This is a genomic window from Alkalicoccus urumqiensis (assembly GCF_002993335.1).
GTDB classification, from domain to species: Bacteria; Bacillota; Bacilli; order Bacillales; family Salisediminibacteriaceae; genus Alkalicoccus; species Alkalicoccus urumqiensis.
In genome coordinates this window covers 49,756-63,448 of record NZ_PVNS01000011.1, presented here as the reverse complement: position 1 = coordinate 63,448, position 13,693 = coordinate 49,756, and the positions used below count along the sequence as shown (strand labels likewise).

The 13,693-nt window shown below is 54.2% G+C and carries 13 protein-coding genes and 1 riboswitch; of the genes, 11 read left to right on the top strand and 2 right to left on the bottom strand.

What is annotated here, in order from left to right; genetic code table 11:
• Positions 1-6: 6 nt before the first annotated feature.
• Genes liaF through C6I21_RS12210 form a run of 3 tightly spaced genes read left to right on the top strand, consistent with a single transcriptional unit; the run spans position 7 to position 2,371 of the window.
• Complete coding sequence (liaF, locus tag C6I21_RS12220; protein ID WP_105959765.1) at positions 7-726, top strand: cell wall-active antibiotics response protein LiaF; 720 nt, start codon at positions 7-9, stop codon at positions 724-726.
• Entirely contained in the window at positions 723-1,733 is a 1,011-nt protein-coding gene (locus C6I21_RS12215; protein ID WP_105959764.1) for a sensor histidine kinase, read from the top strand. The genes liaF and C6I21_RS12215 overlap by 4 nt, the downstream gene beginning before the upstream one ends.
• The gene (locus C6I21_RS12210; protein ID WP_105959763.1) at positions 1,730-2,371 is read left to right on the top strand and encodes a response regulator transcription factor; all 642 of its coding nucleotides are present in this window, start codon (positions 1,730-1,732) and stop codon (positions 2,369-2,371) included. Before C6I21_RS12215 ends, C6I21_RS12210 begins: the two co-directional genes overlap by 4 nt.
• Here the strand turns inward: C6I21_RS12210 and C6I21_RS12205 are convergent.
• Positions 2,337-3,167, bottom strand: coding sequence for an ATP-grasp domain-containing protein (locus C6I21_RS12205; RefSeq protein ID WP_105959762.1), 831 nt, complete (start codon positions 3,165-3,167; stop codon positions 2,337-2,339). The two genes, C6I21_RS12210 and C6I21_RS12205, sit on opposite strands and share 35 nt — an antisense overlap.
• Positions 3,164-4,054, bottom strand: coding sequence for an ATP-grasp domain-containing protein (locus tag C6I21_RS12200; RefSeq protein ID WP_105959761.1), 891 nt, complete (start codon positions 4,052-4,054; stop codon positions 3,164-3,166). Before C6I21_RS12200 ends, C6I21_RS12205 begins: the two co-directional genes overlap by 4 nt.
• A 112-nt stretch (positions 4,055-4,166) precedes the next feature.
• Here C6I21_RS12200 and C6I21_RS12195 point away from each other — a divergent pair, with 112 nt between their 5' ends.
• From C6I21_RS12195 to C6I21_RS12160, 8 genes are all read left to right on the top strand, one after another.
• Positions 4,167-5,360 (top strand): bifunctional folylpolyglutamate synthase/dihydrofolate synthase, encoded by a 1,194-nt coding sequence (locus tag C6I21_RS12195; protein ID WP_181186234.1) that lies wholly within the window; start codon positions 4,167-4,169, stop codon positions 5,358-5,360.
• A gap of 78 nt (positions 5,361-5,438) precedes the next feature.
• On the top strand, positions 5,439-6,008 hold the full coding sequence (locus C6I21_RS12190) for a hypothetical protein (RefSeq protein WP_142393263.1): 570 nt from the start codon (positions 5,439-5,441) through the stop codon (positions 6,006-6,008).
• Between the two features lie 14 nt (positions 6,009-6,022).
• Complete coding sequence (locus C6I21_RS12185; RefSeq protein ID WP_105959759.1) at positions 6,023-7,903, top strand: VanW family protein; 1,881 nt, start codon at positions 6,023-6,025, stop codon at positions 7,901-7,903.
• Positions 7,904-7,919: 16 nt separating this feature from the next.
• Entirely contained in the window at positions 7,920-9,632 is a 1,713-nt protein-coding gene (locus C6I21_RS12180) for a GspE/PulE family protein (RefSeq protein WP_105959758.1), read from the top strand.
• Positions 9,589-10,644, top strand: a complete 1,056-nt coding sequence (locus tag C6I21_RS12175; protein WP_245411633.1) for a type IV pilus twitching motility protein PilT — start codon at positions 9,589-9,591, stop codon at positions 10,642-10,644. The genes C6I21_RS12180 and C6I21_RS12175 overlap by 44 nt, the downstream gene beginning before the upstream one ends.
• Positions 10,645-10,658: 14 nt before the next feature.
• A complete protein-coding gene (locus C6I21_RS12170) occupies positions 10,659-11,864 on the top strand; it encodes a type II secretion system F family protein (protein WP_105959757.1) in 1,206 nt (401 codons plus the stop codon).
• A gap of 150 nt (positions 11,865-12,014) precedes the next feature.
• Positions 12,015-12,098, top strand: a riboswitch (cyclic di-GMP riboswitch).
• Between the two features lie 84 nt (positions 12,099-12,182).
• Complete coding sequence (locus C6I21_RS12165) at positions 12,183-12,677, top strand: pilus assembly FimT family protein (protein ID WP_105959756.1); 495 nt, start codon at positions 12,183-12,185, stop codon at positions 12,675-12,677.
• A 238-nt stretch (positions 12,678-12,915) separates the two neighbouring features.
• Positions 12,916-13,686, top strand: coding sequence for a prepilin peptidase (locus tag C6I21_RS12160; RefSeq protein ID WP_105959755.1), 771 nt, complete (start codon positions 12,916-12,918; stop codon positions 13,684-13,686).
• Positions 13,687-13,693: the final 7 nt, after the last annotated feature.

The window sequence follows — 13,693 nt, the reverse complement described above, 5'->3', positions numbered from 1 at the left end:
AGCGTTATGCTGAAACAAATCCCTGCCGAGCGTCTCAGGGCGGTAATCCTGCTGACGCTCCTGTTTCTCTTTCTGGAGATGCTTGCCCGCGGCCCGGAAATGCTTATCGGCGCAGCGGTTCTCGGCGCGTTCGTCTATTTTGGATGGAGAGAGTATGCGTCGACGTTCGGAAAAATTCTTATGTGGGTCGGCGTCGTCGGCCTGCTGTTTCAACTGTTAAGCCTGTTCGCCGTGCAGTTTTTCCTGCTGGCCGTCCTCGTGCTCCTGCTGCTGGAGTACCGGAAGCAGAAAAAGAAACCGGAAAGCCTTACGCCGATGCCGTCTGAAACGCCGGCCGGCGGGCTTCTTTACAAAGAGCCTCTGTTAAAACCGCAGCTGTTCGGCAGGCAGGAGACGCCTCATGAAGCTTACGGATTCCGGGATATACATCTTCAGACGGGTGTTGGAACAAAACGGATCGATTTAAGCAACACCGTTCTCCGAGATACGTGTGTGGTGTCGGTCCGGCACCTCGTCGGAAGAGTGGAGATACTCGTGCCGTATAACGTGGAACTGCAGGTGGTTCACAGTGTAGTATATGGAAGGCTTCACCTCCTTGATCAGGAGGAAGGTACACTCTGGAATGCCTCGGTGCATTACCAGACAGAAGGGTATGACACAGCGAAAAACCGTGTGAAAATTATTACCTCCATGCTGCTTGGCGATGTGGAGGTGAGGCGGATATGAGCTGGATGCGCAGATGGCTTTTACTTTCGGGAAGCCTTCTTACCGGGGCGGTGCTGCTGCTGACTGCTGCAGCCGTCTTCTCATTTGAGCAGGCCACTTTCTCTCTTTTATGGTCAACAAGCATATTCGGCATGCCGTTTTTCCTGTTCAGTCTTCTTGTTATTCTCGTCACACTCAGCCTTCTCGGCATCAGCGCCACCCGGCTGTGGCAGAAGCGCGAGCAGGCGGTGGAGGCAAGGCTCGACGCTGCACTCGAAGGGGCAGCGGCTCAGAGCGAAACCGACCCGCTCCATCAAAAAATTGCGCTTCTACAGGAACGGATGGACCGGCTCACGCAGCGGGCGAGGCAGCTCGCTTCAGAGAAAGCGGAGGAGCGGGAAAAAAGCCTGCAGGAAGTTGTCATTCAGGAGCGGACACGGCTTGCAAGAGAGCTGCATGATTCTGTCAGTCAGCAGCTGTTTGCTGCGTCGATGATGATCGCGGCGGTGAACGAATCCAGGCCCGGACCGGAGCTTGCAGAGAAACTTCACATGATAGAAAAAATGATCAACCAGTCGCAGCTGGAAATGAGAGCGCTCCTGCTTCATCTCCGGCCGGCGGCGCTGAAAAACAAAACGCTCCGGCAGGGGGTAGAGGAGCTGCTGCAGGACTTGTCGCAGAAAGTGCCGCTGCACATTACGAGCAGCATTGAAGAAGTGGCGGTCGATAAAGGGGCGGAGGATCACCTGTTCCGCATTATCCAGGAAGCTGTGTCAAACTGCCTGAGGCACGCGGAAGCCCAGGAGCTGGAAGTGCTGCTCGGCGTCCGGGATCAAAAAGCAGTGCTCCAGATCACCGACAACGGACGCGGCTTTACCGTCGGGGAGGATACATTCGGCTCCTACGGCATCCACACGATGAAAGAACGCGCAGAAGAAGTCGGCGGACGGATGAAAGTAATCAGTGTACCCGGAGAGGGAACTCGAATTGATGTTCAGATTCCGGTTCTGGAAGGAGGAGACCAATGATACGCGTCGTTTTTGCAGATGATCATGAAATGGTCCGCATCGGTATAGGCTCCTATCTCCGCTCGCAGGAGGATATCGAAGTGGTGGCTGAAGCTGGAAACGGGGAGGAGGCGTACACGCTCGTTATGAAGCACCGGCCGGACGTGGTGCTGATGGATCTGGTGATGGAACCGGTGGACGGCATTGAGGCAACGCGCCGCATCACAGAAGAATGGCCGGAAGCGAAAATATTAATTATGACGAGCTTTGTGGATGATGATAAGGTGTACCCTGCTCTTGAGGCCGGAGCGCTCAGCTATATGCTGAAAACGTCGCGTGCCGGAGAGATTGCTGAAGCGGTCCGGGATACATACCGCGGCCGGTCAGTACTGGAACCGGCTGTGCAGACGAAGGTGATGCAGCGGATGCGGACGCAGAAAGAAAAACCGCACGATCAGCTGACCGCGCGGGAGAGAGAAGTGCTTAAACTGATGAGTGAGGGGCTGAGCAACCAGGAGATTGCCGACCGTCTTTACATTGCGCTGAAGACCGTGAAGGTGCACGTCACTAACATTCTTATGAAACTGGACGTCCACGACCGGACGCAGGCCGTCATTTATGCCCTCAACGAAAAACTGTTTCCGCCACGTGACGAATAAACAGTTCTGCTATATCGATGCTGCTGTTCTGATATAGACTCCGGCATCCTACGGCATCCTCCATTTCATTGAACAGGAGGGTGCCGTTTTCTGCGATCAGGAAATCGATGCCGGCGAAATCCAGGTACAGCCGGTCGGTCAGGCGGGTGATCCATGCCTTTTCCTCTTCGGATAAATCATACATTCTTGCGTTCGCCCCAAAAGATACGTTTGCTTTAAAATCAGAGGTGGACTCACGGAGGACAGCTCCGGCGATGTTTCCGCCGACGATATAAACACGGAGATCCTTCCCGCGCTGTCCGCCTACAGGCTGCATGAGCATTTCTTCCGGCAGGTGGGGCGCTGAGAGCTGCTGGGGTCTGGAAATCCATTCCACACCGGTGCCCCCGCGTCCCATCGGATCTTTTACGACGAACGGATAGGAAGGTGTCATGTAGTTCAGGGCTTCCCGGTGCAGCGCCGTACTCGGGAGCATCGGCATTCCGGCTTCTGCTGCAAGTGCATGGCTGAGCCGTTTATCATTGGCTGTTCTGGCAGCACGGCTTTCGTTAAAGACGCGGATGCCAGCGTATTCGGCGGCTTCATTCACCCACGGCGAGCACGAACGGTTGATCAGAAACTCCGGACGGCTGCCGTCTGACAGTAAAAACGGCTGTTCCGGCATGTGCATCGCAAAGGATTCGTACGTTTCAACGGAAATGTCGAGTCCCGCTTCTGTGCCGTGTGTCAGCAGCAGCTCGATGAACGCTTCATTCCGTGTTACATCTTCACGGCGGTAAAGTAGACATCCCTTCATGAAAAGCTCCTTTCTTCCGACAGATAAGTCATCATCTTATCCTCTACAGAGACGCCTGTCGTTTCTTCCATCGTCCGCAGGTGCGGATTGGAATTGACTTCGCACAGAATTGGACCAGCGGCCGTCACGAACAGATCGACACCGGCAAATTCTGCGCCGCATGCACGGGCCGCTGTTACTGCGAGATCTTCCTCCTCTGTTGACCAATCATACGGTACAGCGCTTCCGCCGAGCGTCATGTTCGCCCGGAAGTCACCGGTCGATGTGCGCTTCATGCCGGCCACTGCACGTCCACCGACAACATTCAGCCGGATATCCACGCCGTAACTTTCCATAATCGCCTCCTGATACAGGTGCGGGGCGTCATCCAGCTCTTCGGTTTTTGAAAGAAGCTCCTCCTCCGAACGGATCCAGTACACCTGACGGCCGAACGAGCCGAATGCTTCTTTTACCACCAGGGGAAAGCCGAGGACCCGCCCGGCTTTTTTTACATAATCCACGCTGCTTCTGCCGATCCCTTTATACACCATCGGCGCAAAAATCGTTTTCGGCTGCCGGATCCCTGCACGCGCGAGTGCCGCATGCATCCATCGTTTATCATCGCAGCACTGCACCGCCCTGGAGGAATTGATCACCGTGTGTCCGGCCTCCTCCAGCTGACGGAGAAGGAGGATATCTTTATCTGCGGCCAGAATAAACGACGGTTCTTCCGGCAGGTTTTCCGGGATCAGCACGCCGTCTGTCGACGACAGCAATTCATCGTTTGCCAAAAGGGTCAGTTCAATCTGCCGCTTTGCGGCAGCAGCCTTCAGTCGAAAGGCAGCATCTAGAAATTTTTCTGACTGCAGGCTGCTGTTGTAGATGAGCCATGCATTGCGGATTGTCATTTTTATATCCTCCCGATACACTATGTACAGATATCATCGTTTCTCCTATCGTAATCGAGCAGCAGCAGGAGAGCAAGGCGAGCGATTGATTCATGGGAAAGGAGGACCTTCGATGGAAGCGTTTGAAAAACGACAGAAAGCAGGCATCCGCTACGATCTGGACCGGATGAGAAAAGTGCTGGAGCTGCTTGGAAACCCCCAGAATACCGGAAAAGCGGTCCATATTGCCGGAACGAATGGGAAAGGGTCGACAGCAGCTTACATGGAGGCGCTCTTAAAGGAGACGTGTACAACGTGGACGTTTATTTCCCCTTCCTTCAGCGGAAGGGAGGAACAGTTCCGCTGGTGCGGCCGTGCGCCGGATGAAGAGACGTTCGCACGGTGGGTGGATGAGGTCCTTCCCGCTGTGGAGGAGACAGAGAAGCAGTTCGGCATGATGACACCGTTTGAACTGACGACGACCGTTTTTTATTACGCTGCCCGGGAAAAACAGCCGGATGTTCTTATTGTGGAGGCCGGGATGGGAGGGAAGCTGGATGCGACGAACGTGATTGAGCATCCTTCAGCTGCCGTTATCACTTCCATCGGTTCCGACCATCTGACCTACCTCGGCGGAAGCAGGGAGACAGCAGCACGGCATAAGGCCGGCATCTTCAGAGAAGGGGTTCCGGCTATATGCAGCGCAGATCAAGAGGCCCTCGTTTGGCTCAAAGAAGAAGCGGAATCGGCAGGAGCTGTCTGGACGCCGCCGGTTTCCTGGGAGTGGGAGGCTCCGGACAGGCTGACCATCGATGGAGAATCGGTAACATTGCCGGCTTCCGGCAGACATCAGGCTTCCAATGCGGCGCTTGCCTATACCGCCTGCATCCATACAGGAAGTATCGCTGCGCCGAAGCATCTATCCAAGGCCGTTCTACCAGGACGCTCCGAGGAGGTTCTGCCCGGCGTTACGCTGGATACCGCCCACAATCCGGAAGCAGTGAACGCCGTCACTTCAGCACTTCCACAGCATCCGGACCGCCTGATTCTTTTTGCCTGTATGAAAGATAAAGATGCAGCGGGTATGATCGCCATGCTGGAGTCGTGCGGGAAATTGACGGCTGCCTCGTGGCCGTCTCCACGGGCGCAGACATGCAGTGAATGGAAAGATATGTTCCCGGATCTTCCCTGCACGGACGATCCTGTTCAGTGGGTGAAAACCTACGCTGGGAAGCGCCCGCTGCTTATTCTCGGCTCGCACGATTTTGCTTCATTTCTGCGCCCGAAGCTAATCGAAATGAGGAATAACGGTGCAGGGAAGGAATAATCCTTTTCTTCCCACCCTCCCTGAGATAAAATAAAAGGATAGCATACAAGTTTTTAACAGTCGGGAGGCTGGTTTCTTTTGATGTACATATTAATCGCGGCAGCATACGTGCTGCTTTTAGGTATCATGCTGCTTATTCCTTCTGTCTTTCCCAGAAAAATAACAGCACTTCTGGTGACAGTGGCTGCAGCATTTGCTTACGCTGGTTACTGGGGCTTTCAGCAGTATCCGTGGTGGGCGGCCGTTATCGGTCTTATTATTCTGGCGCTCGCAGCTTCATACCTTACAGCAGCAAGACTGAAAGATTCAGGCGGAGAAGAAATGGCTGAGGAAGCAGAGGACGCCCCGCAAGGCGGGACGGAAACGGAAGAACAGCCGGAAGAGGAAGCGTCAGCAGATCAGACGGAGACTGCCGGACCGGCTCCGGAAGAAGATACAGACAGCGGCCGGGAATCGGAAAGTAAAGAACAGGAAGCAGCAGAGATGCCTGCTTCTGAAGAAGAGGAAGCGTATTATGACACGTCGGACCGCCGCCCGCTTGCAGAGGAAACGAGCGGAAGCGGTGAGGAAGAAGAGGCGGAGGAAGATACGGCTCTGTCACGCAGACAGCGTCTGTTTGAGGAAATGGAAGAAGAAGAGAAGAAGTAGGAGGGCCTGCGGGTATGTCAATGAAACAATGGTTTGCAGCAGCGTTTCTGATCCTGGCCGGAAGCGTGACATTTATTCTCGTGTTTGCGTACACCGGACTGCTGATGTATCAAATCGGATTTGAAGAGGATCAGTTTGCGGAGGATACAACGGTCGCAGGCGTTGACGTTTCCGGAATGCACCGGACGGAAGCAGTGGAGACAGTAAGAGAAGCACTGGAAGACTGGCAGGAAGAAACACGTATGTCTCTTACCTGGTATGATGAAGAAATTCCACTTGACAGGGAGGATGTCCTTTTTCTTGTAGAGCCGACGATTGACCGTCTGCTTCAGGAAGAAACGCCGCGCAGCTCCGGGCTGATCGTGACAGCGGATGGGCAGGCGCTGGAAGATGCGGTGGACTCCTTCTCATTTCGTGACGATATGACAGAAGCAGTAGACGTGGAATCCCTCCAACTGACCGTTCAGGAGGAGGCGGGGGATCTGCCGCCGGGAGATGTCAACTGGATGCTGCATCCTCATTTGACAGCCGAGGCTGAACCCGAAGAACAGATTCTGATGGAAGCTGTCCGTCCGGGAGTGGTGACGCCGGAACTGGAAGCGGTTATTGCAGGTTCTGATATGATTCCGGTACCAGGTAAAAGTGATGTGTCGGTACTGTCCCACCTGAATCTGCCGGAGGATGCCGATGTAGAAGAAGAGGCTCTTGCAGCAGTCGGTTCAGCGGTTTTTGAAGCGTCGTCGTTTTCCAATTTTACCGTGGAGGAGCGCCATCAGCGCTATGCGCTGCTCGACAGTGTGCCGCTCGGTTTCGATGCGCACCTGGAGCCGGAGAGGCGCGATTTTCAGTTTTATAACCCGAATGATTATTCTTATGAAATTCAGCTGACAACAAACGGTACGGACTTAACAGTCGCGCTGTACGGCTATGAATTTCCATATGACATTGATGTACAGGTCGAAGAGACCGACAGCGTCGGCACCGACACGCGTATCGTTTACTCCAAAGCGAGAAACGAAGGCAGTGCCTCGATCGAAGACCGCGGCGAGGATGGTTTCCGCACGCGGACATCGAGAACGCTTGCATACAGTCAGCGTGAGCCGGATGCAGAGCCGATCGGTGAAGAAATCTTAGCAGAGGACTACTATGCACCGATTCACGCTGTGGAAGAGCGGTCCATCTATGTCCGCGAGCCGGACGAAGAGGAAGAAGAGGAAGATCCGCTGGAAGAAGACGACCGTGTGCCGTGGGAGGAAGATGACGACTGGTTCGACCAGAACGGCGGCGATGCGTTCAACGACTGGCTGGATGAAGGCGCGCCCGGCGATTTTGAGGACTGGCTAGAGGAAAACGCCGAAGATTATTTTGAGGATTTCGAGAACGGACCGGACGGAGACTCCGATTTTGATTTCGGCTCCGATCCGGACGATGACCTTGATTTCGGGAATGGTTCCGATTCCGATAATGATTCCGATAACGGCTCAGATAACGATTCGGACTTTGATTTTGACTTTGGCTCCGGCAATGGAAATGACGAAGAAAACAACGGAGATGATTCGGAGAGCGGTTCCGGATCGAACGGTTCCTCGGGCGGTTCCGGGAACGGCAGCATTTCAGGTGGAAGCTCCGGAAATGGTTCGTCCGGCAGCGGGTCGGGCTCCGGCGGGAATGGTTCCTCCGGCAGTTCCGGTAACGGCTCATCCGGTTCCGGCAGCAGTTCCGGTAATGGAAACGGCTCGTCTTCCGGGAGCGGCGGCAGTGGCTCCAACGGAAACGGTTCCTCGGGCTCCGGAGGTGGAAATTCATCCGGCAGCGGCTCCACGGGGGGCGGCAGCTCTTCCGGAGGTAACGGAGGATCGAATGACGGAGACCGCCCTGTAAAAGGCGAGGAATAAAAGGAGGCCATCCATTTTGGCACAGGACCGCAGAAGGCTCGGAGATATCCTGGTGGAAGCCGGGATTTTATCCAAGGAAGAAATAGAAGAAACGGTGAAGACGAAAGGGTCGAAAAAGCTGGGGGATGCTTTGAGAGAAGCCGGATTGATTTCGGAGGAACAGCTGCTGGAAGTACTTGAATTCCAGCTCGGCATTCCCCGCGTCCGGCTTGCCTACGTTCCTGTGGACACCCAGCTGACCAGACTCGTTTCCCAGGAATTTGCCGAGCGGAACGGATTGTTTCCACTCGATAAAAATGAACGGCGTCTCCGTGTCGCGATGAGTGATCCAATGGACTACATGGCGCTGGACGACCTCCGCATGGCGACTGGATTTGAAATCGAACCGGTACTCGCAAGCCGTGTGGAAATTGAGAAAGCAGTGGAAACCTATTACAACGAGAGCACCTCGGACTTTACCTCTTTTTCTGTGGAACAGGATGAACCGCAGAACCCCTCTGCCAACCAGCTGGCCGACGACGAAACCGAAGCCCCCATCATCCGCATGGTGAATCAGACGATCGTTGCCGCACTGGAGAAAAAGGCAAGTGACATTCATCTCGATCCACAGGAAACACGATTCAGTGTCCGCTACCGTATCGACGGCCGCATGCAGACAGAGCGTTCGATTTCCAAAGAGCATCAGAATGCTGTCACCGCCAGGGTTAAAATCATGGCGGATTTAAATATAACGGAAACCCGTCTGCCTCAGGATGGAAGGGTCAAAGTGACGCTTGAGAATACGCCGGTGGATCTGCGAATCTCGACGATGCCGACCGTGTACGGCGAAAAAATCGTCATCCGCGTCCTCGATATGACAGAGGCAGTAAAAGAAATCGACGAACTCGATTTTAATAAGCGGAGCGAAAAAGCATTCCGTTCATTCGTGCGCCGGCCTTCCGGTATGGTGCTCATCACCGGGCCGACCGGATCCGGCAAGACGACGACGCTTTATGCCGCGCTTCATCACCGGAATACGGCAGAAGAAAATATCATCACCGTGGAGGATCCGGTGGAATATCAGATGGAGGGCATCAACCAGATGCAGGTAAAGCCGGATATCGGACTGACATTTTCCAGCGGCCTCCGGGCCATCCTGCGTCAGGATCCGGATGTCGTGATGGTCGGAGAAATCCGTGACAGCGAAACAGCTGAAATCGCGGTACGGGCTTCCCTGACAGGCCACCTCGTGTTCAGTACGATACATACGAACAGCGCCGTTGCAACGATCCCCCGCCTGATTGATATGGGCGTGGAACCGTACCTCGTGATGTCCTCGTTAAGCGGCATCGTCAGCCAGCGGCTCGTCCGGCGGATCTGCCCGGACTGCAGAGCATCCTATACGCCGTCCGAAACAGAACGCCGTTCACTCGCAAAACGCGGGATGCACGCCGATGAACTGTATTACGGCACCGGCTGTTCACGCTGCGCAGACAGTGGATACAAAGGCAGGATGGCCGTGCACGAAGTTTTGACGATCGATGACGAGCTCAGGCGCCTCGTCCTGAATCAGTCCCCGGTCTCCGATATCCACAAGCACCTTCTTGAAAACGATATGCTCTACCTTCTTGACGACGGGTTCCTTAAAGCTGTTCAAGGGAAAACGACGATGGAAGAAGTGCTGCGGGTAGCCGCAGAAGAAAACGATGCAGCAGAGGAAGGCAGTGATGCAGATGGACCGCGTGGATGAACTGTTAACCGTGGCGTTTGAAAAAGGCGCCTCGGATATACATATGACCGTCGGCATGCCGCCGGTATTCAGAGTAAACGGCGAGCTCCGCCGCGCCGATGAGGAGAAGCTGCTGCCGGCAGACACCGAAGCCGTAGCAAAAAAGATGATTCCAGAAGCGCTCTGGGCATCATTTGAGAAAAAGGGAGAACTGGATTTTTCCTACGGGATCCGCGGCGTATCCCGCTTCCGGGTCAATGCGTATTTTCAGCGCTCCTGCATCAGCCTTGCCGTCCGGGTTGTACCGACATCGATCCCGAAGCTCCAGGATCTCGGCATGCCGGAAAGCCTTCGCCAGATTGCCGGACAGCCGCAGGGACTCGTTCTCGTTACCGGGCCGACCGGATCCGGTAAATCGACAACGCTTGCAGCGATGATCCGCTGGATGAATGAGACGGTGAACCGGCACATTATCACATTGGAGGACCCGATCGAGTACCTTCATAAACATGAGAAATCCGTCATCGACCAGCGGGAGATCGGCTTTGACACACAGTCGTTTTCCAACGGTCTCCGCTCCGCACTCCGTCAGGATCCGGATGTAATTCTCGTCGGAGAAATGCGGGATCTGGAGACGATCAGTACAGCGATTACCGCAGCGGAAACCGGGCACCTTGTTCTCGGAACACTGCATACAACCGATGCGCCGTCGACGATCGACCGTATTATCGACGTGTTTCCGCCTGCCCAGCAGGATCAGATCCGGATTCAGGTGGCGGCCGTTCTGAGCGCCGTCATTTCGCAGCGTCTGTTCCGAAAAGCCGATAACAGCGGGCGCGCTGCCGCAACGGAAGTACTTATAAACAACAGTGCGGTGAAAAACCTGATCCGCAATGAAAAAATTCATCAGATTCCGTCTGTCATGCAGACAGGCCGGGCCCAGGGCATGCATACGATGGAAATGTCCGTCAAGCGCCTCGTGGAGGAGAAGACGATTACGCGCGAAAGTGCTGCCTATTATCTGATTGACTAAAGGAGGTCACCGCCGTGCCGTTTTATCAATACTATGGCCGCGACCGCACCGGCACCCCGGTTCAGGGAAAAATGAAGGCGGGGACGAAAGAAGCAGCAAAAGAAAAACTGGAAAAAAAGCATGTTCACGTGAAAGAAGTGATTCAGCTGGAAGGGTGGCTGTACCAGGACATCACCCTGTTCAAACGGGCCCGTCCGAAAGAGCTCGTTCTTTTCCTGCGGCAGATGGCAACCCTTCTTGACGCAGGCATTACGCTCGTGGACAGCGTGCGCCTGTTAAAAAATCAGCAGAAAAAGCGTCTCTGGAAAGAAGCCCTGGCGGCACTCGAAGCAGATATACGAAACGGCGGTGCGTTTTCCGAGGCGGCAGAGAAACAGCGACACCTTTTCCCGGCACTCATGACAAACATGATCCGTGCAGGAGAAGCCGGCGGAAACCTGGATACGGTGATGGAGCGGCTTGCCACCTACTACGAGAAGCAGTACGTGCTGCGGCAAAAAATCATTTCCGCGCTCGCCTATCCGATTATCTTAACTACCGCGGCATTTGCCGTTGTCTTCTTTCTACTGGCGGTCGTCGTTCCGGCATTCGCGGATATGTTTTCCGGATTCGGCGCCGAACTGCCGGCAATTACGCAGTTTGTCCTCACAGCCGGAGGTATCGCCTCCAGCTGGTGGTGGCTTCTGCTGCTTGCTGCGGCTGCACTGGCCGTGCTTATCTCGATGTCCGGCAGAAATCCACAAGTCCGCTATTACCGTGATTACGCGCTGCTAAAAGTGCCTTTTATCGGCGGCGTACTCCGAAAAGCGGCGCTTGCCAGGATGGGAAGAACGTGGAGCTCGCTGTTTGCCAGCAGCGTTCCGGTGCTTCACGCGGCGTCCATTGTGGAACGCGTAGCCGGCAACGAAGTGCTCGCCCGCGTCATCCGGGATGCAAGACATTCGCTGGAGCGTGGCGAATCCGTCGCAGGACCGATGGAAGCCCACTGGTTTTTTCCGCCCCTCGTCACGCAGATGGTGCGCGTTGGAGAGCAGACAGGAGCGCTCGATAAAATGTTTGACCGCATCGCGCAGTTCTACGAGCAGGAAGTGGATGAGTCCACCGAACGGCTGAAGAGTCTGATGGAGCCGGTGCTGATCGCTTTTCTCGCTGTCGCCGTCGGCATCATTGTCGCCTCGATTGCCGTTCCGATGTTTGATATTTTTGAAACGATTCAGTAATATTGGCAGGTTTACACAGATTGTTGACGGGGTACTCATAAACTAAGAGGCAAAAGACTCAGGATTTTCAACAGAAATTCATTTAACAAATGGATTTAAGCCAAAAGTCTCTATGCCTCCCCCGGATAGGCACGTATACTTGCATTTATGAAGAAACGAAGGAGCTGTGAACGCTTTGTCGTATGTGGGCACTTGACAAAGCTGGAGCGAGTAGTGCAACCGGCTTTCAAACTTGTTGGAGAGCCGGTCTTTTTACGCCTTTACTTAGTCTAAAGTCCGGTGTCATTTGTCACTATTATATTTAGAGGAGTGGAAAGTATGAAGAAACTGAAACAGCTGTTAAAGAACCAGAAAGGTCTCACACTCGTCGAACTGCTGGCTGTCGTCGTTATCCTCGGTATCATCGCAGCCATCGCGGTACCAAGCATCGGCGGCATCATTGAGAACTCCCGCGAGGACGCCCAGGTCGCCAACGCCGAAACCCTGCACGACGCAGCGAGACTTGCCGTGATCGGGGAGAACGTGACGGAAGATACCGCACTCTATGTAAACAATAACGACGATAATGATATGTCTAACTCGTCTAATTTCGGTAATGAAATAGATCTCAATGAGGGTGGATACCTCGGAGACGACTTCCTCGATCCGATGAATGACAACGCTGCGTATGAGGAAGCGTATGTTGAGTATACTGCTGATACAGATTCTTTTACGATTACGATGACTGGTGAAGATAGTGAAAGTTACTTTAGCGGAACAGAAATCAGTGAGATCCGTACAGATGGTAGAGATGCACTTGTACAGAATCAATAAGATGAATCATCGGAATATTAACTTTTCAATTTAGTAACTGAATGTGTGACATTGCTTAATAGCAATTCCCTTCAACAAAATTCAGTTTGATATTCCTTTCGCCGCAGCGGCTGCTGCGGCTCTTTTTTCGATTCTCCCGCCCTTGTCCTGCAAGAATTACGCGAGAGTTTCGGTTTTCTGTTTCCCCGGTGTACAAAAACGTCTATAATAGGAAATAAGTGTAACGGAGGCGTCGGCGATGGAATGGTTCTGGTCTACATACATATTCGCGGCCGGGCTCGTGCTCGGATCGTTTTATAATGTCGTCGGCCTCCGGCTGGCAGCGGGGGAGTCGATTGTGTCGCCCCGCTCGGCCTGCCCGGAATGCGGCCGAACACTCTCGCCGGCGCAGCTGATCCCGGTCCTGTCGTACGTCTGGCAGCGGGGGCGCTGTGCCGGCTGCGGGACGCGAATTTCGCCGCTTTATCCGGCGATGGAGCTTGTGACAGGCATGCTGTTTTTTTATGCCTACTGGGCACTCGGCTTTTCCGCGGAACTCGTGACGGCACTCCTGTTTATTTCCCTGCTCGTCATCTGCACCGTCAGTGACCTGTATAAAAAACTGATCTTAAATAACGTTCTGCTGTTTTTTCTCGTGCCGCTGCTGTTACTCCGGCTGACGACAGCGCCGCTTTCGCCGTGGTGGGACGCGCTGATTGGATCCGCGGCAGGATTTCTCCTGCTGCTGTTTATCGCCTGGGCTTCCCGCGGCGGCATGGGCGGCGGGGATATTAAGCTGTACGGCGTGATCGGGCTCGTGCTCGGCACCGTACCGACACTGCTGTCGCTGTTTCTCGCAGCTTTGTGCGGGCTGCTGTTTGCAGCTTTCGGCATTGTGAAGAACGGCTGGAACCGGAAAACCGAAGTGCCCTTCGGTCCGTTTATCGCTCTGGGGGCGCTGCTTTCCTACTTTTTTGCAGAAGATTTATTAACCGGCTACTGGATGCTCATAGCCTTATTTTTATCATAAAGGATGC